Here is a 24555-nt window from a genome sequence, read left to right on the forward strand (position 1 = left end):
AGGGAAAAACGCGTGCAAGAGTTAATCGAGTCGGTAGGACAACTTTCGGCTAAGCAAAGAAAGGCTCTGGCGGTTCTGCTCAAGCAGAAAGGCGTCAACCTCTTTGACATTGCCCCGGTTTTCAAGCGCGCGGCTGAAGAGCCGTTGCTGCTGTCCTACGCTCAGCAGCGCCAGTGGTTCCTCTGGCAGTGGGCACCGCACAGCGCGGCCTACAACATTCCGACGGCCCTGCGCTTGCAGGGGCCGCTGGATGTGCCGGCACTGGAACGCAGCATTGCGGCGCTGATCGAGCGCCACGAAACCTTGCGCACGGTGTTCTCTCAAGACAGCGCGCAACCCTTGCAAGTGGTCCTGCCCGCAGGACCTTTTACCCTCGATATTCACAACCTGAGCGCTGATCTGGCGAATGACCCGGAGCACTCGATCGAGGCTTTCGTCCAGACCCAGAGCCAGAAGACTTTCGATCTGCAGCACGGCCCGTTGCTGCGAGCCGCGCTGCTGCAGGTCAACCCCGCTGAGCATGTGCTGGTGCTGACCCTGCATCACATCGTTTCCGATGGCTGGTCGCTGCAAGTGATGATCGAGGAACTGGTGCAGCTCTATGCCGGTTTCAACCTCGGTCACGACGCCGGTCTGCCGGCGCTGCCGATTCAATACGCCGATTACGCCTTGTGGCAGCGCCAGTGGATGGAGGCCGGTGAGCAGGAGCGACAACTGGCCTACTGGCAGGCAAAACTCGGCGGCGAACAACCGGTGCTGGAGTTGCCGCTGGATCGCCCGCGCGCGGTCGATCAAAGCTTCGCCGGCGCCAGCCATAACCTGATTCTCGACCCGGCGCTGAGCCATGCCCTCAAAGCGTTTGCCCGGCAGGAAAACGTCACCCTGTTCGTGTTGCTGCTGGCTTCGTTTCAGGCCTTGCTGCATCGCTACAGCGGGCAAAGCGACATCCGTGTCGGCGTGCCGGTGGCCAACCGTGGCCGGGTAGAAATCGAGCGCCTGATCGGCTTCTTCGTCAACACCCAGGTGCTCAAGGCGGACATCGACGCAGAGCTGCCGTTTGTCGAACTGCTGCGTCAGGTCAAACAGACCGCCCAGGAGGCGCAGGCGCATCAGGACTTGCCCTTCGAGCAACTGGTCGAAGCGCTGGAGCCGGGCCGCAGCCTCAGCCACAGTCCGCTGTTCCAGGTGATGTTCAACCACCAGGCCGAGCGCCGTGCGAGCGTTGCGACGCGCCTTAACGGCCTGAACATCGAACCGCTGGAATGGCAGAGCCAGACCGCGCAATTCGACCTGACCCTCAACACTACCGAACAGGCGCACGGCATCGAAGCGGTACTCAAGTACGCCACCGACCTGTTCGACGCAGCGACCATCGAGCGACTGGCGCAACACTGGACCGCGCTGTTGCAGGCGATCGTCGCCGAGCCGACCCGGTGCATCGGCCAATTGCCGATGCTCGACGCCGGCCAGCAGCAACAGCTGTTGGCGCAATGGAATCCGTCGCTGGTTGAACAACCGCTGACGCCGTGCATCCAGCAAGCCATTGAGGCCCAGGCCGAGCGGCATGCCGACGCGGTGGCCGTGACCTTCGCAGGACAACGCCTGACCTACGCTGAACTCAATCGCCGCGCCAACCAGTGGGCGCATACGCTGCTCGAGCAGGGCGTCGGCCCGGACGTGCGCGTCGGTGTGGCGGTGGAGCGTTCGCTGGACATGATCGTCGCCATTCTCGCGGTGCTGAAAGCGGGCGGCGCCTATGTGCCGCTGGACCCGAGCTACCCGGATGACCGCTTGAGCTACATGATCGACGACAGCGGTATTCGATTGCTGTTGACCCAGGGCCATTTGCTCGGGCAATTGCCGATTCCGCCGGGGCTGGTCTGCCTCGATCTGGATCAGGCGCCGGAACACAGCATCGAAAGCAACCCGCCATGCCTGACCACGCCGGACAATCTGGCCTACGTCATCTACACCTCCGGTTCCACCGGCAAACCCAAGGGCGCGTTGCTGCCGCACGGCAACGTGATGCGCCTGTTCAGCGCCACCGCGCACTGGTTCGATTTCGGCGCGCAGGACAGCTGGACGCTGTTCCATTCCTACGCGTTCGACTTTTCGGTGTGGGAGATTTTTGGCGCGCTGCTGTACGGCGGCAAACTGGTGGTGGTGCCCCACGACGTCAGCCGTTCGCCAGAGGATTTCTACACGCTGCTGTGCGATGAAAATGTCACGGTGCTGAACCAGACACCGTCGGCGTTCAAGCCGTTGATGCAGGTCGCCTGCGAGTCGAGCCGCAGTAATACCCTGCGTTACGTGGTGTTCGGCGGCGAGGCGCTGGAAGTACAGAATCTGCGCCCGTGGTTCGAACGTTTTGGCGACCGCGCGCCGACGCTGATCAACATGTACGGCATCACCGAAACCACCGTGCACGTGACCTACCGGCCATTGTCGCTGGCGGATCTGCACAGCAATCACAGCAGCCCGATTGGCGCGCCGATTGTCGACCTGTCGTGGTACTTGCTCGACAGCTCGCTGAACCTGGTGCCGCAAGGCTGCATCGGTGAGTTGTACATCGCTGGCGCCGGTCTCGCCCGTGGTTATCTGAATCAGGCCGGAATGAGCGCCACCCGCTTCGTGCCCGACCCGTTCAACCGCAAGGCCGGCCAGCGCCTATACCGTACCGGCGACCTTGCACGGCTGCGCGGCGACGGGGTGATCGAGTACATCGGCCGTATCGACCACCAAGTGAAGATCCGTGGCTTCCGCATCGAGCTCGGCGAAATCGAAGCGCAACTGCTCAAGCATCCACAGGTGCGCGAAGCGGTGGTGCTGGCGGTGGACGGCCTCAGCGGTCAGCAACTGGCAACCTGGGTCGTGCCCGTCGAGGTAGTGAACGCGGACGAGCAGGGCGCCCTGCGCGATTCGATCAAGGCGCACCTGCGCGAAACACTGCCCGATTACATGGTTCCGGTCAGTTGGGCGTTCCTTGACCGGCTGCCGCTGACCGCCAACGGCAAGCTCGACCGCAAGCAGCTGCCGCAGCCGGACGTTGCGCAGGTGCAAGAGGCCTATGCGGCGCCGCGCAGCGAACTGGAACAGCGTCTGGCGGAGATCTGGCAGGACGTGCTCAAGGTCGAGCGGGTCGGGCTTCACGATAATTTCTTCGAGCTGGGCGGCGATTCGATCATTTCGATTCAAGTGGTCAGCCGCGCGCGGCAGGCCGGCATTCGCTTTACGCCCAAGGACATTTTTCAGCACCAGACCGTGCAGCGTCTGGCCACCGTCGCGCAACAAAGCGACGCCGTGCAGACGGAGCAGGGCGAGGTGCTTGGCGACGCACCACTGACGCCGATCCAGCAGTATTTTTTCCACAGCGACATCCCGGCGCGGCATCACTGGAACCAGTCGATCCTGCTGACCCCGGCGAAAACCCTGCAAGCCGCAGCCCTGCAACAGGCCCTGGCGCAGGTGCAAAAACAGCATGACGCCTTGCGTCTGCGCTATCGCGAAACCGAGCAGGGCTGGCAGCAAAGCCACGGCGCGGCGGATCAGCCACAAGAATTGTTGCGCAGCTTTACGCTGGACGACAGCGCGGCACTGCCAGCGCTGTGCCTGGACCTGCAACGCAGCCTCGACCTGCACAACGGCCCGCTGATCCGCGCGGCGCTGGTCGATATGCCGGACGCCAGTCAGCGTCTGCTGCTGGTGATTCATCACCTGGTGGTCGATGGCGTGTCGTGGCGAATCCTGCTGGAAGACCTGCAAAGCGCCTATCAGCAGATCAGCAGCGGACAGAGCGTGCATCTGCCGGCCAAGACCAGCGCGTTCAAAGACTGGGGTCTGCGCCTGCAAGAACATGCGCGCAGCGCGGCGCTGGGCAGCGAACTCAGCTACTGGCGCGAACAGTTGCGCGACGTTCCGCTCGGTTTGCCGCTGGATAATCCGCAGGGCCAGTTGTACAACCGCTTCGAACGCAGCGTCGACACGCGGCTGGACGCCGAACGCACTCGCCAGCTGCTGCAACAGGCCCCGGCGGCCTACCGCACTCAGGTCAACGACCTGCTGCTGACCGCACTGGCGCGGGTGTTGTGTGAGTGGACCGCCAGCGACAGTGCGTTGGTCCAGCTCGAAGGCCATGGCCGCGAAGACCTCTTCGATGACATCGACCTGAGCCGCACCGTGGGCTGGTTCACCAGCATGTTCCCGGTGCGCCTGACGCCAAACGCCAGTCTGCAAACCTCGATCAAAGGCATCAAGGAGCAACTGCGCGCGATCCCGAACAAGGGCATCGGCTATGGCTTGTTGCGTTATCTCGGCACCGCCGAAGCACAAGCGGCACTCCATGAACTGGCGCAACCGCAGGTGACGTTCAACTACCTCGGCCAGTTCGATAACAACTTCGACGAAGACGCCTTGTGGCGGCCGGCCACCGAAGACAAGGGCGCCGGTCAGGACGCAAACGCGCCGATGGCCAATTGGCTGACCATCGATGGTCGGGTTTATCAGGGCCAGTTGAGCCTGACCTGGACCTACAGCAGCGACGTTTTCGAAGAGGCGACCATTGTCGGTTTGGCCCGTGCCTACGAAGTGGCGCTGAGCGAATTGATCGACCACTGCCTCAGTCATTCCGGGGGGCTGACTCCGTCCGACGTGCCGCTGGCCGGTTTGTCCCAGGCGCATCTGGACAGCCTGCCGATCGCCGCCCAGCGCATCGAGGACATCTATCCGCTGGCGCCGATGCAGCAGGGCATTCTGTTCCACAGCCTGTACGACGCGGACGCCAGCGCCTACGTCTATCAGATGCTGCTGGACATCGACGGCCTCGACGTCGCGCGGTTTCAGCAAGCCTGGCAGCGGGTGGTCGATCGCCACGAAGTGCTGCGCGCCGGTTTCATCTGGGGCCGCGATGGCCTCGATGCGCCTTTGCAGGTGATCAACCGCCAACTGACCCTGGAAATGCCGGAAATCGATGTGCGTGATGCCGCCGATCTGCCGGCGGTGCTTGAAGCACGGGCGCAGGCCGACCGCGAGCGTGGCTTCGATCTGCAGAATCCACCGTTGTTGCGCCTGTGCCTGCTGCGCACTGCTGACGATCGCCATCGACTGATTTTCACCTGCCACCACATCCTCATGGATGGCTGGAGCAACTCGCGGATGTTCGGCGAGGTGCTGCAGGATTACGCCGGCCAGCCGGTGCCGAGCGCGCAGGGTCGCTATCGGGATTTTCTGGTGTGGCTACAGGGCCAGGACAAGGCGGCCGCGCAGGAATTCTGGCGCGGGCAACTGGCCGAACTCGACGAGCCGACCCGACTGGCCTCCGCCTGCCACGGACGCACCGTGCCGGGGCCGGGCAAACAGATGCATCGTCTGCATTTCGATGAAGCGTTGACCCAGCGTCTGAACAGCTTCTCCCGTCAGCAACAGGTGACCCTCAACAGTCTGGTGCAGGCCGCGTGGCTGCTGGTGTTGCAGCGCTACACCGGCCAGGCCACCGTGGCGTTTGGCGCCACGGTATCCGGGCGTCCGGTGGATTTGCCGGGCATCGAAGAACAGCTGGGGCTATTCATCAACACCTTGCCGGTGATCGCCAGCCCGCAGGCCAGCCTCAGCGTCGGTGACTGGGTGCGCAGCGTGCAGGACAAGAACCTGCTGTTGCGCGATTACGAACAGACGCCGTTGCAGGACATTCAACGTCTGGCCGCATTGAGTGGCGAAGCGTTGTTCGACACTTTGCTGGTGTTCGAGAACTACCCGGTATCCGAAGCGCTGGAGGGCAATCCGGGCGGGCTGCGTTTTTCCGGTCTGGAGCATCGCGAGCAGACCAACTACGGTCTGACCCTGATCGCCGGCGCCAGCGAAGTGCTCAACCTCGATTTCAACTACCTCACCGAGCACTTCGCCGAGCGCAGCGTGCTTGGTCTGGCGGCGCATTTGCGTGAAGTGCTGGAGCAATTTATTGCAGCGCCGCAGCGGGCACTTGGCGAGATCGGTCTGCTGCCGCAGGCCGAACGGCAGACGCTGGCGCAGTGGAACGACATTCACGCCGCTTATCCGGCCGAGCGGCTGATCTCGCAGAGCTTTGAAGCAAGGGTCGCAGCACATCCGCGGGCACTGGCGTTGAGTCATGCCGGCGTGGCCCTCAGCTATGGCGAACTGAACCGGCGGGCAAACCAGTTGGCCCGGCATTTGGTGACGCTGGGTGTCACCGCCGAAGTGCGCGTCGGCGTGGCGCTGCCGCGTTCGGCGGAACTGGTGATCGCCCTGATGGCGGTGCTCAAGGCCGGCGGCACCTACGTGCCGCTGGACCCGGACTACCCGGCCGACCGCGTGGCCTACATGCTCGACGACAGCCAGGCGAAAGTTCTGCTGACCCAGCAAGCCTTGCTGGCGCAACTGCCATCCAGCGAAGCACACGTGGTGCTGGTCGAGGCCGGCGGCGAGGCGTTCGCCGCGCAGGCACCTGACAACCTGCCGGCGCGCGCCGACTCGAGCAATCTCGCCTACGTGATCTACACCTCCGGTTCCACCGGCAAACCGAAAGGCGTGTCCATCGCCCATCGCAACGTACAGGCGCTGATTCACTGGTCCGCCGAGGTCTACAGCGAGGACGATCTGCAAGGCGTACTGGCCTCGACGTCGGTGTGCTTCGACCTGTCGGTGTGGGAGATTTTCGTCACCCTGGCGCGCGGCGGATCCATAGTCATGGCGCGCAATGCCCTGGAGCTGGCGGACTTGCCCGAGCGTGATCAGGTGCGCCTGATCAACACCGTGCCATCGGCGATTGCCGCGCTACAACGCATCGGCCAGATCCCGCCGGGCGTGCGCATCATCAATCTGGCCGGCGAGCCGCTCAAGCAGGCGCTGGTCGACACGCTGTACCGCGAGACTTCGGTTGCCCACGTTTACGATCTGTACGGGCCTTCCGAAGACACCACGTATTCGACCTGGACCCGTCGCGAACTCGGCGGCCAGGCCACTATCGGCCGGCCACTGCGCAACACCACCGCGTACCTGCTCGACGGGCAATTGCAGGCAGCACCGCTCGGCATCGCTGCGGAGCTGTATCTGGCCGGTGAGGGCATCACCCGTGGCTATCTGTTGCGCCCGGGCCTGACCGCCGAACGTTTCGTGCCAAACCCGTTAGCGAGCAACGGCGAGCGCATGTACCGCACCGGCGACCTGACGCGTTTCATGGACGACGGCCGTATCGAATACGTCGGCCGCATCGACCATCAGGTCAAGGTGCGCGGCTTCCGTATCGAACTGGGGGAAATCGAAGCGCGTCTGCTGGCCCAGGCCAGCGTGCGCGAAGGCGTGGTGCTGGCGGTGGACGGCGTTGGCGGCCAGCAACTGGTCGCTTATGTGGTGCCGGCCGAGGCTGATCAGAGTCTTGCGCAACTGGACGCGCTGATTGCTGAGTTGCAAGCCGCGCTCAAGGCGCATCTGCCGGACTACATGGTGCCGGCGCAGTGGCTGTTCCTCGAACAGTTGCCGCTGACACCCAACGGCAAACTTGATCGCAAGGCCTTGCCGACGCCGGATGCCAATCAGGCGCAACGCGATTACGTCGCGCCTTCGACGCCGCTGGAGCAGCAACTGGCCGAGGTCTGGCAGGACATTCTGAAGATCGAGCGGGTCGGCGTGACCGACAACTTCTTCGCCCTCGGCGGCGATTCGATCATCTCGATTCAACTGGTCAGCCGCGCGCGGCAGCAGGGCATTTGCTTCACGCCCAAGGACCTGTTCCAGCAGCAGACGGTGCAGAAACTGGCCGCAGTGGTTTCGCATGCAGACGCGCAATCCGCCAGCGCCGCCGACTACCCGTTGGCGCAATTGGATCAGGCGCAACTCGATGCCTTGCCGGTGCCGACGGAGCTGATCGAAGACGTCTATCCGCTGTCGCCGATGCAGGAAGGCATGCTCTTCCACACGCTGTCGGATAACGGCAGCAGCCTCTATGTGCAACAGGTCAGCCTGCCGATCAAGGGCCTCGACGTTGAGCGTTTCCGCCAGGCCTGGGAATTCATCATTGTGCGGCAGGCGATCCTGCGCACCAGTTTCCATTGGCAGGATGGGCTGGCCAAGCCGTTGCAGGTCGTCCATCGCCAAGCGCCGTTGCAGATGCAGGTGCTCGATTGGCGTGGGCAGGACTGCAGCGAGGCGGCGATTGCCGAATTTGCCAGTGCCGACCGCGCGCTGGGCTTCGACTTGTCCGAGGCGCGTTTGCAGCGGGTGACCCTGCTGCAGCTGGGCGACGAGCAGTACCAGATGATCTGGACCAGCCACCACATTCTGATGGACGGCTGGAGCAGTTCGCGGTTGTTCGGCGAGGTCTTGCAGTTCTATTCCACGGGCCAGGTGACTGGCGAGAACGGCCGCTATCGCGACTTTATTGCCTGGTTGCAGGCGCAGGATCAGGATGCCCAAGAGCTGTTCTGGAAGGCGCGTCTGGCGGTGGTCAACGAACCGACCGCGCTGAGTCAGGCGATGCACCCGCGTCATAGTGCCGACGTTACTGGTCACGATGCTATCTATTCGAACTGGGACAAAGCGCAAACCGCGCGCCTGCTGGAGTTCTGCCGCGATTTGCGCATCACCCCGAATACGTTGATTCAGGGTGCGTGGCTGCTGCTGTTGCAACGCTACACTGGCCAGCAAACGGTGACCTTCGGCGCCACCGTATCCGGGCGTCCGGAAAGTCTGCCGAACGTCGGCAACATGCTCGGCCTGTTCATCAACACCTTGCCGATCATTCAGACCCCGCAGGCCGATCAGCGTCTGGCCGACTGGCTGGAGGAAGTGCAGGCCTACAACCTCGACATTCGCGATTACTCCCAGGCACCGCTGGCCGATGTGCAGCGCTGGTCGAACCTTGGTGGTCAGGCGCTGTTCGACAGCATCGTGGTGTTCGAGAACTTCCCGATCGACGAGCGCTTGCAGGAAGAAACCGACACCGAGCTGACCTTCGGCAAATCCATCGGCCACGGCGTGACCAACGTGCCGATGGACCTTGCGGTGATGCTCGGCGACGAATTGTCGATCGAGTACCTGTACCTGCGCAGCCACTTCAGCGCCGAGGCGGTAGAAGGCATTCGCCTGACCCTGGAAAACACCCTCGCGGCGATGATGGCCGCGCCGTATGAGCGGCTGGGCAACTTGCAGCGTCTGTCCGCCGAACAATGGCAAGCGGCGCAGGCCTGGAGCGCCGAGCCTTCCCACCGCCACGCGCCGCAGTTGCTGCCGGAGCTGATCAGTCGTCATGCGCAACAGCAACCCCACGCGATCGCGGTGCAATGCGCCGGCGAGAGCCTGACCTACGCCGAACTGGAGCGGCAGGCCAATCGACTCGCGCAGTGCCTGATCGCCCACGGCGCCGGGCCGGAAGTGGTGATCGGCGTGGCGTTGCCGCGCTCGCTGGAAATGCTGGTGAGTTTCCTCGCCGTGCTCAAGAGCGGTGCGGCGTACGTGCCGCTGGACATCGATTACCCGCCGGAGCGTCTGGCCTACATGATCGAAGATTCGCGCATGGCCCTGCTGCTGACGCAAACCAGCCTGCGCGCGACGTTACCGGCGCCGCATGGCGTGTTGCGCCTGGAAATCGATCAGCTCGATCGCAGTCTTTACAGCGATGCCGCACCGGTCTGCGATGTTCACGAGCAGAGCCTGGCCTATCTGGTTTACACCTCCGGTTCCACCGGGCGGCCGAAAGGCGTGGCCGTCACCCAGGGACCGCTGAGCATGCACTGCCAGGCGATCGCCGAGTTGTACGAAATGGACGCGAGCAGTTGCGAGCTGCACTTCATGTCCTTCGCTTTCGACGGCGCTCACGAACGCTGGCTGAGTACGCTGTACAGCGGCGGTCGTCTGGTGATCCGTGACGGATGCCTGTGGACCCCGGAGCAGACCTATCAGGCCCTGCACGATTACGGCGTGACCATCGCCTGCTTCCCACCGGCCTATCTCAAGCAACTGGCCGAGTACGCCGCCGCCAGCGGCATTGCACCGCCACCGGTACGCATCTACTGCTTCGGTGGCGACGCGGTGCCGGAACAGACTTTCGAACAGGTGAAAGCGGCGTTGCGTCCGCAGTACTTCACCAACGGCTACGGCCCGACCGAAACCGTGGTCACGCCGATGCTCTGGAAAGTCGCCATCAGCCAGCAGTGCGAAGCGGCATACGCGCCGATCGGTCGCGCGGTCGGTGCGCGTTCGCTGTACGTGCTCGACGACGATCTGAATCCGCTGCCGCCGGGTTTTGCCGGTGAGTTGTACATCGGCGGTTACGGCGTCGCTCGCGGTTACTACGGCCGCCCCGATCTGACCGGCGAGCGCTTCGTGCCCAACCCGTTTGCCCCTGGCGAGCGCCTGTACCGCAGCGGCGATCTGGTGCGTCGTCGCCCGGACGGGGTGGTCGATTACGTCGGGCGCATCGACCATCAGGTCAAGGTCCGTGGCTTCCGCATCGAGCTAGGCGAAGTCGAGGCCAGCCTGCGTCAGTTGCCGGCGGTCAGCGATGCGCTGGTGATTGCCCGCGACAATGCCTCCGGCAAGCAACTGATCGGCTACGTGGTCACCGCCAGCGGTGAAGACATCGGCGATGAACTCAAGGCCGGGCTGCGCGCTTCGCTGCCGGAATACATGGTGCCGGCGCAGATCGTCTGCCTCAGCGCGTTCCCGGTCACGCCCAACGGCAAGCTCAATCGCAAGGCCTTGCCGGAGCCGGAGTTCAAAAGCGACGAATATGTTGCCCCGCGCACCGAGCAGGAACGCCTGCTGGCGGAAATCTGGGCGCAGGTGTTGCAGGTCGAGCAGGTCGGTATCAGCGATAACTTCTTTGAACTGGGCGGCGATTCGATCCTCAGCCTGCAAGTGATCTCGCGGGTGCGAAACCACCCGACCCTGCAGATGGAACTGAAGCTGCGCGATCTGATGCGCTATCAAACCATCGCCGGCATCGTCGAGCAGCAGGTGGCGAAGGAGGGCGCCGAGCAAGCGCTGCCGGACCTGACACAGGTTGCCGCAGAGGGCGCGTTCAATTTGCTGCCGATCCAGGAGTGGTTCTTCGCCGAAGGCATGGCCGAGGCGCATCACTACAACCAGTCGTTGCTGCTCAGCGCACGTCAGCCGCTGGATCTGGATGCACTGGAGCAGGCCCTGGGCTTGATCGAACAGCATCACGATTCGTTGCGTCTGCGTTTTTCCAACGACGGCGGGCGCTGGTTGCAGCGCTATAGCAGCAGCGCGTCCGACGAGGCTGTGCTGTGGCGCCGTGAAGCGCAAAGCAGCGAAGAGGTCGAAGCCTTGGCCAACCTCGCGCAGCGCAGCCTCAAACTCGATGACGGGCCGGTCTGGCGGGTCATGCATGTGGCCTTGCCGGATGGCCAGGCGCGGTTGCTGGTGGTGATTCATCACCTGGTGGTCGACACCGTGTCGTGGCGGATTCTGCTCGACGATCTGAAAGTCGCTTATGAGGCGTGCGTGCAGGGGCTGGCGCCGCAACTGCCGATTCGCACCAGCAGTTATCGTTCGTTTGCCGAGGCATTGCAGGCGCAGGCGCCGGTGATTGCCGAGCAGGAATTGAGTTATTGGCTGGAGCAACTGGATCAGCCCGGCGTTGATCTGCCGTGCGACAACCCGCGCGGCAAGAACCTCGTGCGGCAACAGGCGCAGGCACGGCTCAAGCTGTCCCGCGAGCACACCGAACAACTGCTCAAACAGGCCCCGGCGGTGTACGGCACGCAGATCAACGACTTGCTGTTGTCAGCGCTCAGCCGCGCCCTGTGCCGCTGGAGCGAGCAACCGTCGGCGTTGATTCTGCTCGAAGGGCACGGGCGCGAAGACCTCTTCGAATCGATCGACCTGAGCCGCAGCCTCGGCTGGTTCACCAGCATGTTCCCGGTGCGTTTGCGCCCGGACAGCGATGACATCGGCCAGTCGATCATCGATGTGCAGGCGCAACTGGCGGGCGTACCGCAGAAGGGCATCGGCTATGGCGTGCTGCGTCATCTGGCCGGGCCGGAAATCTCGGCGCAACTGGCTGCATTGCCGCAGGCACGGGTGACCTTCAACTACCTCGGGCAGTTCGACCAGAGCTTCGATGAACAGGCGTTGCTGGTGCCGGCACTGGAAGAGACCGGCGACAACTACAGCCTCAAGGCGAATCTGGGCAACTGGCTGGAAATCGTCGGCCAGGTCTATGACGGGCAACTGGCCTTGCGCTGCATCTATAGCAGCCAGCGTTACCGCGCCGGCACCATGGATGCGCTGATGAGCGATTACCAGCGTGAGCTTAAAGCGTTGATCGAGCATTGCATGGCGCGGGTGAGTTGATCGCCCGGTCTTTTGCGCGGGCGCTGCCCAGGCGCGCCCGTCTTATTGCGGATACAAGGATTTTTATCGATGTCGTTACACCCTGATCTGGAAGCTTTCCTCGACCTCGCTCAAGACAGCCAGGACGCCGGCCTGCCGGCCATGCACCAACTGACCCCGAGCGAGGCCCGCGCCACATTCGAACAGACCACCGCGCAGTTGCGCTGGCCGGCGCCGCAAGACCTTGAAGTCAGCGAGATTGCAACACTGACCCGGGACGGCGCGGTGCTGGCCTTGCGGTTGTACCGGCCCAACGGTGTTGCTTCACCGCTGCCGGTGCTGGTGTATTTCCACGGTGGCGGGTTTGTGGTCGGCAGTCTGGATTCCCACGACGGTGTCTGCCGTGAGTTTTGCCAGCGCACGCCGTGTGCGGTGCTCTCGGTCGGTTATCGGCTGGCACCGGAGCATCGCTTTCCGACGGCGCTGGAGGATGGCGAGGACGCGTTGGCGTGGCTGGCCGAACAGGCTGTGAGCCTCGGCCTGGATTGTTCGCGGGTCGCGTTTGGCGGTGATAGCGCGGGCGCCACGCTGGCGACGGTGCTGGCGATTCAGGCGGTGCGGCAGCCGCACACGGTGGCTATCGCGCCGAAGGCGCAGTTGTTGTGTTATCCGGTGACCGATGCTTCGCGGGTGCATGATTCGCGGCTGTTGTTTGGCGAGGGGTACCTGCTCGAGAACGACACGCTGGAGTGGTTTTATCAGCACTATGCGCGAGGGCCGGAGGATTATCTGGATTGGCGTTTTTCGCCGTTGCTGGCGGAGGATTTGCGTGGGGTGGCGCCGGCCATTGTCATATTGGCCGGGTTTGATCCGTTGCTGGATGAGGGGCAGGCTTATGTCGACAGGCTGCGTGGGCAGGGGGTTGAGGTCGAGGTCGAGGTTTGTGCCGGGTTGACTCATGATTTGTTGCGGTTGGGGACGGTGGTGCCTGGGGTTCTGGAGGTTTATTCGCGGGTTGGTGGGGCGCTTGCGCGGGTTTTTTGGATGGGGTGAATATCCGTTGCTTTGGTAGCGGCTGCTGGCGGTTTCGCCTGACGGCGACTTACTTTTTTACAAGCGCCAAAAAAAGTAAGCAAAAAACGCTAGCTCCTGCGTTCGGCCCTCGCAGGCTCGGGTTCCTTCGCTGCGGGATCGATCCGGGCGCAGCGGCTCCGGTTTGCTTCGCTGCACCTACACTCGCTGTGTTCGACTTCGTCGAACGGTCGCTGCGCTCCCACCCCCGGATCAATCCCTCCACTCAGCCTTCCGACGTCGCCGGTGGATCAAGATCAAAAGCACTCGAGCTAACGCTCATTGTTGAGTGGTGAAAAGCGTGTGGTCTGCTTTGGATCTGTGTTGGATTCGCCCCTCACCCCAGCCCTCTCCCGAGGGAGAGGGAGCCGATTTTTGCGGTGTTCAAAACCTGCATTCGACTCGGTATCGCAAGTCGGCGTGTTTCGCCCAAACACCTCGGTCAGTCCCCTCTCCCTCTGGGAGAGGGCTAGGGTGAGGGGCTCTTGATCTGGCTTTGGCTTTTGCTTTTGATCTTTTGCCCCTTCGGCAGGCTTCGTTACGGGATCGATCCGGGGGTGGGAGCGTAGCGACCGTACGACGCAGTCGTACACAGCGAGTGTAGGTGCAGCGAAGCCAACCGGAGCCGCTGCGCCCGGATCGGTCCCGTAACGAAGGTACCCCGAGCTCCAGCGAGCGGGCCGTACGCCGGGGCAAAGCCTTTTGGGTTACCTTTTCGGCGTTTGGAAAAGGTGACTCGCTGTAAGAGCGAAACCGCCAGCGGCAGCACCCGCAGCAACGGATATGCCCCCCAATCCCCAATCCCAAAAACCAAAAAGCCCCGCATCTCACAATGCGGGGCTCTCTCACAGCTCAAATCAAAAAATCAGAAATCAGCCTTCACCGACATCACAAAATTGCGTGGATCCCCGTAGAAGTTACCGAACCCCTCGGTACCAATAGTCGCGTAATAACGCTTGTCGAACAGGTTATTGCCGTTCAACGCCACCGACCAGGTGTCATCGATCCGATAACCAATGCGACCGTTCCAGACCGCATAACCCGCGCCATCGACATTGTCCCCGCCCAGAGGCGAAACCCGGTAGGTGCCCGTCTGCGCATTGACACCCGCACCAATCGTCACACGGTCCAGCGGCCCGCTCAGGGCGTAATCACCCCAGACGCGCAACAGGTGACGCGGCACGTAGGAGTTGTAGACCGCGCCATCCTGAGTGGCATCGGCATCTTCCAGCACCTTGGTCTGGGTGTAGGTATAACCGGCCAACAGTTGCAGGCGGTCGATCACTTCACCGCTGACTTCAGCTTCAAAGCCCTGGGCGCGGACCTTGCCCGAGTTGATCTGGCACGAACTGTCTTCGCACCGCAGGTCATCCTGGGCCGCGTCTTTCTGGATGGTGCGGAACAGGTTGAACGTGGTGTTCAGACGACCGTCGTACCACTCACCCTTGATCCCCAGCTCGTAGCTCTGGCCAATCAGCGGCTTGAGCGTGCTGCCGTCGATGGTTTTGTACGAGCCTTGCGGGGTGAAGATGTCGGTGTAGCTGGCGTAGGCGGTCAGGTTGTCGTTGAGGTCGTAGAGCAGGCCGGCGAACGGCGTGACCTGGCCGGTTTCGGTGGACTGGGTGTTGACCTCGGTGCCTTCACCGCGGAAGTACTGCACCGAGTCGGTGTCGGATTTGTACCAGCTGACCCGGCTGCCGAGTACCAGGGTCATCGGGTCGGCGAGTTTCAGGCGGGCGATCGAGTAGGCGCCGTATTGCTTGATGTGCATGTCCACCGGGCCGCCACGGGAGGCGTTGGCCAGGTAGTAGCTTTCATCCGGCTGCGGGATGTTGTGGTTCGGGTTGAACACGTTCTGGCGCTGTGGCAACGCGGCCACCGCATAGAAGTCGTCCTTGTGCGAACGGCTGGCGTTGGCACCGACGATCAGTTCGTGCTGCTGGCCGAAGGCGTCGAATTTGCCATCGACGTAAGCATCGAAACCGTAGTCGCGCTGATCGTAGTCATAGGTACTGCCGAGCATCAGCGTGTTGGTGGCGGTGGCGCCCAAGGGCACTGTGCCGCTCGGGAAGGAATATTCCATGTCCTGAGTGTTGCGCGAGTACACACCGGCGACTTTCAGCGACCAGTCATCGTTGAACTGGTGTTTGACGTCGGCGAAGTAGGTGGCGCGTTTGCTGCGCTGGTTGTTCCACGAGGTGTTCAGGCAGGTGGAGCGTTTCAGGTGCAGGTCGGAGCCGTCGGCGTAGCGCGGCAGGCCGCCCCAGCACGGGGTGGCGTCGACGTCTTCATAGGCCATGCCCAGACCGAGGGTGGTGTCGGGGCTGAGGTCGAAGTCCAGGGCGCCGTAGTAGATCTGGTCGCGGCGTTCAGCCACATCGTAGAAATACTGACGGGTCTGCTGGGTCACCACGGCGCGGCCACGGACAGTGCCGGCGTCGTTCAGCGGGCCGCCGGTGTCGACCTGGCCGCGATAGTTGTCCCAGGTCCCGGCCGACAGCGACAGCTGTGTGTGCGGGGTGTCCTGGCCGCGCTTGCGCACGAAGTTGACGCCGCCGGCGGTGCCGCCCGCGCCCTTCATCATGCCCGCCGCGCCGCGGAGGATTTCCACGCGGTCGTAGATGGCCATGTCGCTGTTGAAACTGTCCGCCTGCACGTAGCTGCTGCCGATGTCCAGCGGCACGCCGTCGTACTGGTACTGGCCGGTCATGCGGAAACCGCGCGAGTAGAAATATTTGCCGCCCATGGGCGAGTCGTAGACGGTGATGCCCGGGGTCTTCTCCATCACCTGTTCAATGGTGTTGAGGTTCTGGTCATCGAGCATCTTGCGGGTCATCACCGTGACCGACTGCGGCGTTTCCTTCAGCGAGTGCACGCCCTTGCCGATGGTCACGCCGCCGGTGGTGTAGGAGTTGCTGCCTTCGGTGGTGGCGCCGAGGCGGTTGGCGTTGACGTTGGTCGGCGCCAGTTCCATCGCGCTGCCGCTGGTGACCGGGCCGAGCACGGTGACGGTGTTGCCGTCACGCTGATAGCGAATGCCGGTGCCGCTGAGCATCGCCTTCAGCGATTCGTCGTCCTGGTAGCGGCCGTTGAGGGCGCTGGAGCGCAGGCCTTGCAGGCTTTCCGGGCTGTAGATGATTTGCAGGCTGGTCTGCTGACCGAGGGTTTGCAGGGCCTGGGCCAGCGGTTGGGCCGGGATGTTCAGGGTCCATTCCTGGGCCTGGACATACGGCGCTGCCGCGAGGGTCAGTGCCAGACCCAGGCCGCTACCGGCCAGGCGTGTGCGGGTCGCGCCGTGCATCAGCAGGGCTCGAGTCAGAGGGCGAAGCATGAAACGGGATGCGGACATGAGGTTAAGACCTTGGCAGGTATAGTTGTTAATGGTTCTTATTCATCTCATTAAGACGAGGAAGCCGCGGCAAACCGGAAAAGTTTTTTCTCCGGCCCGGTCGCGGCTGCCTCGATCAAGCGGTTTGCAGTTCGCTTCTGACCTTGCCGGCCTCCATGCGCACCAGTTGATCGGCGACGTCGAAGTAACGGTCGTCGTGGGAAATCACGATGATGGTTTTGCCCAGACGCTTGAGGTCGGGCAGCAGCTCGGTATAGAAGATCCGCCGGAAGGTCGGGTCCTGATCCGCCGCCCATTCATCGAACACCAGCACCGGCCGCTCTTCGAGCCAGGCGTTGACCAGTGCCAGGCGTTTGCGCTGACCGGTGGACAGGTCGGTAGTGCTGAAGGCGCCGTCGCGCACGCTGACCTTGTGCGCGATCTCCAGACGTTCCAGGTAGCGGGTGGCATCCTGCGGCACTTCACGATCGCCCTGGATCAAGTCATCGAACAGGTAGTAGTCGGCGAAGATCGTCGTGAAGTTCTGCCGGTAATCATCGCGGTTGACGGCGGTGATCGGCTTGTCGTTAACGCGAATTTCGCCCTCGGTCGGCGCGTACAGGCCCAGGAGCAATTTGATCAGCGTGGTCTTGCCGCAGCCGTTCTCACCGACGATAAACACAATGTCGCCCTGTTCGATGCGCAGGTTCACCGGGCCGAGGCGGAACGGCTCGCTGCCTTCCACGGGAGGGAAGGCGTAGCGCACGTTGCGCAGTTCCAGGCTGTTGACGGCGGCCGGCTTGCCGCCCTGATCCTGCAGCAACAGGTGCGGTTCCGGTGAGGAGAACTGTTCGCTGAGTTCGGCAATGCGGCGGAAGGCAATCTGCGCGCGGCTGATGATTGGCAGGGTGCTGATCAGGTGTTCCAGCGGCCCCTTCATGTACAGCAGCACCAGAACGAAACCGCTCATCACCGCTTTGTCGGCACTCGGCCACAGCGATTGCAGGGCCAGGGCCATGCCGATGACCACGAAGAACAGCATCGAGCCAAACGACTTGGCGATGACGAAGGTGTTGATCGATCTGATCTGGGTATCGCAGATTTTCTCGGCGGTTTTTTGAATGCCGGCGACGAACATGCGCTGGCGACGCGGGCGGTGAATGCGCAGTTCCTTGGCGCCTTCGGCAATTGCGTTGTAGTGCTTCTGCAGTTCGTCTTCGGAATCGCGGGCGGCGTAGAAACCGCGCATGCCTTTGGCCCGGGCGATGGCCTGGATGGTGGTGCCGATGGCGATGGCCACCAGCATCATCAGGAACATCGGCCACGACAGCATGGCCAGATAGCCGAGACAACCAAGGGTCACGGTCATGGAGATCGCCAAGGGCGCGAAGGCGAAGGCGAAGTCGCTGATGGTGTCGACGTCGTGGGTCAGCACCGGGATCAGGCGATGGCTGCGATAGCGTTCGATCTGGTCGATCGGCGCCGACAGGACTTTCTCCCCCAGCTCTTTGCGCAGTTTGGCGATGATGTGCTGGCCGACGTAGTTGGTGCCGATGTCCGACAGGATCGTGGTCAGCAGGGCCAGGGCACAGAGGCCGGCAAAGATCATCACCACGGTGCGGGTCAGGCCGTCATCGGAATGCAGGGCGTTGTTGATGGTCGCCAGCAGCACGGTGACGCTCAGGCCGCCGAGCATGCCGAGCACGATGGACGCCGAGACGATCAGGCGGAAGGGCTTGAGCAGGGCGAACAATTCGTTGATCGCCCCACGCGTAGGCTTGGTCATGGAGGATTCCTGCTTCGATGCGGAGGGAGTGCCGGTACTTAAGGAAAACGAATGGTCGCGGAGTTTCTTTAACCGAGCGCAGGCGTGGCTGCGCTCGTCGAGGGCGGGATCAGAGGTCGCGTACTACGCGAAAGCCCAGCCAGTCGCCCTTGCTGGTCGGCCAGCTGCTGTTGCGGTTGCCCGAGCGGGAGAAGATCGGCGCCTCGCCCCAGTCGTTGCCGCGCATGACCTGGCGTTCGCAGTTTTCCTGGGTCCATGGGCGACCGTCGGCGGGCACGCCGGAGTAGTCCGGGTGGTAGCAGTCGGCGGTCCATTCGTAGACGTTGCCGTGGGCGTCGAACACGCCAAACGCATTGGCCGGGAAGGTGCCGGCCGGCGAGGTGAAGTTGTAGCCGTCGGCTGCGCCGTAGGTGTTGGCGTGTTTGGAGATCTGGTAATCCTTGCCCTCATCGAACGGGAACGGGAAAGGCCCGGTGCTGCCGCCCCGGGCGGCGTATTCGCGGATCGATTCGCTTTGCAGGCGATAGGCGTGCCCGGTCTTTTTCGACAGCCAGTCGATGTAGCCCTGGGCTTCGGCGACGTTCATGCATACGGCCGGGTCGCGTGGCGTCTGTTTGAATTCCGGCTTGCCGGCGGTGCAACGACGGCCCGGACGATCATCGAAGTCGTAGGGCTTGTTGCCGGTCTCGCGGACATAGGCGTCCCATTCACCCACCAGCACCTGCGAGCGGCTGATAGCGAATGGTTTGCTGAACGTCACCGTGTGCAGCGGGCCTTCGTCGGGTTGGCGGCCGACTTCATCGTCCGGCGTGCCCATGGTGTAGCTGCCAGTCGGCAGCACGACCATTTCCGGGCAGTCCTTGCAGTCCTTGAACACTTTACCCGCGGCGGGGGCGGTCGCCGCCTGCGCGCTGCCGGGCATCAATGCGCCGCAGAGGGCGCTGAGCGCCAGTGCGGGCAGGGCTTTGGAGAGGAGTGACGCGTGAGGCTTTTTCATGGGTCGTCTCTTTGAAAGGAAAACGGCAGTCGAGGGTCAGGCACGCAGCTTGGTGCCGAGGATGTCCATGAAGCGATCCACTTCGGCTTCGTTGTTGAGCAAGCCCGGTGCGGTGCGAATCACCGGCCCGACGTCGCGGCTGACCGCGTCGCAGATCACCCGGTTCTGCATCAGCCAGGCAGCTACTTCATCGCTGTCCTGGCCCTTGATCCGGAAGAAGGTGAAACCGGCGGAGAACTGCGAGGCGAGCGGGGTCACCAACTCGATGTTGCGGTGCTCCTGCAAGCGTTGCTTGAGGTAACTGTTGAGCTGATGAATGCGCGTCTGCACCTCGGCCTTGCCCAGTTGCAGGTGTAACTTGAAGGCTTCGTCCAGTGCCCAGCGATGCTCGAAGGCGTGGTAGCCGCCCGGGGTCATGATGGTCGAGAAGGCCGTGGCCTCGGAGAACGTCGGCACGCTGGGGCTGACGTATTTCAGTTCTTCGGTGCGGCTGCAGACGATGCCGGTGCCGCGCGGGCCGAACATCCACTTGTGCGTGCCGGCGATGAAAAAGTCGCAGTTCATCTGCGGGAAACTCAAGTCGTCGACACCGAAACCGTGCACACCATCGACCACGTAAATCAGCCGATCCTTGTCGTCGCGCTGGCGGTTGTGCTCGTCGACCAGCCGCGAGATGTCGCTGATCGGCAGCTTCACGCCGCTGCCCGAATGCACCCAGGTCATGCCCAGCACGCGGGTTTCGGGGCGGATATTGCGATTGATCGTGTCGAGCACCTGATCCAGAGAAATGCTCTGCGGGGTTTCGAACAGCTTGAGTTTGCGCACGCGCGTGCCGTCACGACGGCTGCGGAAATCGAGAATGTTGCGCGTCGAATAATGTTCGTGAACCGTGGTAAGAATTTCCTGATCCGCGCGCACCTGCACACTGCCGTAGATCATCGCCAGGCCTTCGGTGGTGCTGCCGGTCAGGGCGATTTGCGCCGGTTTGGCTTGCAGGTACTGGCCGGCCCAGTGGCGCACGTTTTCTTCACGCTTCTCGGTGACGCCCAGATCCCAATCCATCGCCAGACCCGGATTCAGATCCAGCGCCGCGCGATGGCGTTCGATCGCTTCGCGCACCGGTTTCGGATGTGAGGTGACGAGGAAATTGGCGAAGTGAATCGCCTGAGGATCCTGATCGAACATTTGACGCAACTGCGCCCATTTGTCTCGCGACGCAGTCGGCACGGCAGCGATGGCCGCCGGTGCAGTCAGACTGGCGCCCAGGGGCAGGGCGGCGGCGAGCAGGCCGGCCTGCTTCAGGAAAGTGCGACGATCGGTCATGGCCGGGCCACCTCCTGGCGCGACGCCAGCGCTGGTTTCGCGGCTTTTTGCACCTGATCCCAGACGCGCATGAAGTTGCCGCCCCAGAGCTTGGCGATATCCGCTTCGGAGTAGCCGCGCTGTAGCAGTTCGGCGGTGACGTTGCGAATCTCGCCGACGTTTTCCCAGCCCTTGATACCGCCGCCATCGTTGAAATCCGAAGCAATGCCGACGTGGTCGATACCGATCTTGCGCACCGTGTAATCGATGGCGTCGCCGAAGTCCTTGAGGGTGGCTTTCGGTTCCTCTTCGAGGATCGCGTAGAGGCCGCTGGCGTACTGGCCGAGCTTCTGTTCCGACCAGGCGGTGATGATCGGATCGCCCGGCATCAGTGCCATGGCCAGATTGGGCAGTGGCGGCAGATCGAAGCGCGCACGTAGCGCATTGAGTTTGTCCTGCGTGCCCTGGGTCAGCGGTTTCAGGTATTGCGAGAAGGCGACGACTTGCACCACGCCGCCACTGTTCTTGATCAGTTGCAGTTCTTTGTCGCTGAGGTTGCGCGGGATATCCACCGCCGCCCGTGGCGCCGAGTGCGAGGCCACCAGCGGTGTGCGGCTCAGTTCGGCGACTTGCTCGAGGGCCTTGGTCGACATCTGCGAAACATCGATGATCACCCCCAGATCGTTCAAGCGCTGCACCGCTTGTTTGCCGATGTCCGACAGACCATCGAGGGCGTCGGGCGAATCATTGAAAAACGGCAGCGGCCGCGACGAGTCGGCCCAGCTGTTGTTGCCGATGTAACTGAAACCGAACATGCGCATGCCGCGCCCGGCCCACAGGTCGAGCTTGCTCAGGTCATTGCCCAGCGGGTAGGCGTTGAGCATGCTGATGAAAATCGCAAACTTGCCTTCGCCGTGCAGGCGGCGGAAATCATCTGGCGTGTAGGCGATGCCGGCCTGATTGGGGAAGTCGCGGACGATCCCGGAAATGATCTTGTAGCGCACCTCCTGCTGATTGCGCGCTTCTTCGACAAAACCCTCGGTCGGACGGTGCGGGGCATTCGGGCCGTTCCACATTTCCGGCCAGCCGAACACCGTCAGCGCCGCGCCGGACAGGCGTCCGCGATTGGCCTTGATGAGGTCGAACTGGCCCGAGCCATCCTTGTCGGCTTCGTGATCGTGGCTGCCGAAACTCAGCGGTACGGTGATGTGGCTGTCGAACGACAGCAGGCGATCCTGCAACTCCGTCGCCTGTTTCATCACCTTCACCGGATAGCCGGGGTTGTTCCAGTAATCCCAGGCCAGAAATCCTGCGCCGGCACTGATCGCCAGGGCCAGCGGCAGGCCGATGAATAGAGCCTTTTTCCAACGCGGTTTTGTCATTGCCATCTCATTCAGGTTCGCCGTCGAGGTACAGGCGCAGGGGCCTTTGCTATCTGGGAAGAACGAGTGGCCGCAGGGCTAATTTAGGCGCGCGTTACAAATGCCCGGCAGCGGCGCAGGGATGTTTTGCCGGCGGCGTAAATTTCCCCGCCGAGCAAACGTTCTAGCTTGGATAAAGCCTGCTTCATGGCTGACACAGGTAGGGCAATGACGATCTCTCGACGCTGGTTCATGGCGGGCATGGCACTCACGGGCGCCGCGCTGCCTGCCGCTTTTTATGCACATCGTGAATTGACCCGCGAGGAGTTTCCGATCACCCCGGGCGAGGCCACGGTCGATCTGGCGGACACCGCCGGGCAACAGCTGGCGGACAATTTGCGTGGGGTCTGGGACATTCGCTTTACCGGTGCGGCGGCCGGGCTTGATGGTTTGCCGGCGCAAGGCCTGGAGCTGTTTCTCGACATCGCTCATCGTGGGCGCGGCCTGCGCGGTTATCTCGACACCGGAGCGAATCTGCGTGCCGAAGGGCCTGTGCGTTATCAAGTGGTTGGCGATCTGGCACCGGGCAACGGCGCCGAGATGTATTGGCGCCTGCTGCGCACCGATGCGCCACTTGCACCGCCGGTGTATGAATTAAAAGTCAAACTGGATGAGGTCTGGGCGGCGTTCGGCAATGCCGGCAGCGCCACGTTCACCGGGCAAGTGCTGCGTCTGGACCGGCCGTTGGCGTTGCCCGAGCTGGACAACCAGTTCATCGCCATCAAACGACGTTTTCCCGAGGCCCGTGAACGCACCGGTCTGAATCCGCAACTGTTGGCCTGGCTGGTGGCGCCCGAGCATCGGTTGTTCCACCAGCTCTGGCACGCCACCCGCGACAAGTGGCACAAGCTCTCGGAGAAAAAGCGCGAAGCGCTGCGCGGCATCGGCTGGCAGCCCGGGCCGCGTGACAAGGAGCGCGACGCCCGTGGGCCAAGCAAGGATCGCAATGGCTCGGGCGTGGATTTTTTCTTTATGCATCGGCACATGCTAGGCATCGCCCGCTCGATGCAGGATTTGCCTTCCTGGCCGGCGTTTCCGCAGCCGCAGCCTGAGCTGGAGCGGGACCGACAGGGCTTCGCCCGCTATTTCGACAATCATGACGGCAATTCGCTGCCGCCGACCTGGCTGGCCGAGGGCGATGACGAGTACACCAAGTGGGTCAGCGACATCAAAGCGGCGGAGACTTTCCAGAGCAATTTCCTGGTCTGGGAATCGCAGTACCGTGACCCGCGTTATTTGTCGAAATTGACCCTTGGCCAGTTCGGTTCGGAAGTCGAACTGGGCCTGCACGACTGGCTGCACATGCGCTGGGCTTCGGTGGCGCGTGACCCATCCAACGACATTCCAGTGCCGATGGCGCGGGATCAGGCAGACTTCGCTGCGCGCTGGTATGCGCCGGAAAACGACTTTCTCGGCGACCCGTTTTCCTCCCATGTAAACCCGGTGTTCTGGCGTTTCCATGGCTGGATTGATGACCGCCTGGAAGACTGGTTCCGCGCCCATGAACGTTTTCACCCGGGCGAAGTGAGTCGTTTGGAAGTCAACGGCGTTCCGTGGTTTGCACCGGGACGCTGGGTGGAAGTCGCCGACCCCTGGCTCGGCCCCGACACCCACGGCTGCAGTACCGTGCCCGGCCTGCAAGTCGGACGCTCAGTGGAGATGGACCCGGAAACCATGAAACTGGCACTGCGCATCACCTTCGGCGATGAAGACAACATGACCGAGCTGTTCCGCAAAGTGCCACAGCGCCCTTGGTATGCGCGACACCTGAAGGTCAAGGGCCGACAGCTCTAGATTGGTTCAAACACACACACTCTCTGAATTGGTCGCAATCCCTTGTAGGAGCGAGCTTGCTCGCGGAGGCTTTTTTTGGGGCGGTGGGGGCATTTTGAGTGAGTACATATCCATCGCTGCGGTAACGACTACCTAAGGTTTCGCCCTTACGGCGACTCACTTTTTTTACAAACGCCTAAAAAAAGTAAGCAAAAAAACGCTTGCTCCTGCGTTCGGCCCTCGCAGGCTCGGGTTCCTTCGCTGCGGGATCGATCCGGGCGCAGCGTTTCCGGTTTGCTTCGCTGCACCTCCTTCCGCTGTGTCTGGCTGCGCCAGACGGTCGCTGCGCTCCCACGCCCGGATCAATCCCTCCGCTCAGCCTTCCGACGTCGCCGGTAGATCAAGATCAAAAGCACTCGAGCTAACGCTCATTGTTGAGTGGGGCGGCTTCGCCGCGGGCAGCTGCGCTGCTTTGCTTTTCTGTGGGAGCGAGCCTGCTCGCGATAGCGATCTCAAAGATACGAATGAACAGCAGATTTACCCTGATCCCTGTGGGAGCTGGCTTGCCAGC

Annotated in this window: 8 protein-coding genes; 3 read left to right on the forward strand and 5 right to left on the reverse strand. The window is 62.7% G+C overall.

The genetic code is table 11. From position 1 onward, the window contains the following. Positions 1-12: 12 nt before the first annotated feature. Complete coding sequence (locus AB4N41_RS17950; RefSeq protein WP_460137871.1) at positions 13-12327, forward strand: non-ribosomal peptide synthase/polyketide synthase; 12315 nt, start codon at positions 13-15, stop codon at positions 12325-12327. Positions 12328-12396: 69 nt separating this feature from the next. Next, positions 12397-13359 carry an alpha/beta hydrolase gene (locus AB4N41_RS17955; RefSeq protein ID WP_252877795.1) on the forward strand — a complete coding sequence of 321 codons (963 nt, stop codon included), beginning with the start codon at positions 12397-12399 and terminating at the stop codon, positions 13357-13359. An 883-nt stretch (positions 13360-14242) separates the two neighbouring features. On the opposite strand, the gene AB4N41_RS17960 is transcribed toward AB4N41_RS17955, so the two are convergent. From AB4N41_RS17960 to pvdM, 5 genes are all read right to left on the reverse strand, one after another. Then, positions 14243-16726 carry a TonB-dependent siderophore receptor gene (locus tag AB4N41_RS17960; RefSeq protein ID WP_252877796.1) on the reverse strand — a complete coding sequence of 828 codons (2484 nt, stop codon included), beginning with the start codon at positions 16724-16726 and terminating at the stop codon, positions 14243-14245. Between the two features lie 115 nt (positions 16727-16841). Beyond that, positions 16842-18491 (reverse strand): cyclic peptide export ABC transporter, encoded by a 1650-nt coding sequence (locus AB4N41_RS17965; protein ID WP_252877797.1) that lies wholly within the window; start codon positions 18489-18491, stop codon positions 16842-16844. Positions 18492-18600: 109 nt separating this feature from the next. Continuing rightward, positions 18601-19488 carry a dihydropyoverdine dehydrogenase gene (gene pvdO, locus AB4N41_RS17970; protein ID WP_041478504.1) on the reverse strand — a complete coding sequence of 296 codons (888 nt, stop codon included), beginning with the start codon at positions 19486-19488 and terminating at the stop codon, positions 18601-18603. Positions 19489-19524: 36 nt separating this feature from the next. Beyond that, positions 19525-20811, reverse strand: a complete 1287-nt coding sequence (gene pvdN, locus AB4N41_RS17975; protein ID WP_252877798.1) for a pyoverdine-tailoring periplasmic protein PvdN — start codon at positions 20809-20811, stop codon at positions 19525-19527. Continuing rightward, positions 20808-22172 (reverse strand): pyoverdine-tailoring dipeptidase-like protein PvdM, encoded by a 1365-nt coding sequence (pvdM, locus tag AB4N41_RS17980; RefSeq protein WP_095179475.1) that lies wholly within the window; start codon positions 22170-22172, stop codon positions 20808-20810. Before pvdM ends, pvdN begins: the two co-directional genes overlap by 4 nt. A gap of 207 nt (positions 22173-22379) precedes the next feature. Between pvdM and pvdP the strand changes: the two genes are divergently transcribed. Then, positions 22380-24005, forward strand: coding sequence for a pyoverdine maturation tyrosinase PvdP (pvdP, locus tag AB4N41_RS17985; protein ID WP_095179476.1), 1626 nt, complete (start codon positions 22380-22382; stop codon positions 24003-24005). Positions 24006-24555: the final 550 nt, after the last annotated feature.

It is taken from the genome of Pseudomonas sp. S2_A10 (assembly GCF_054668465.1).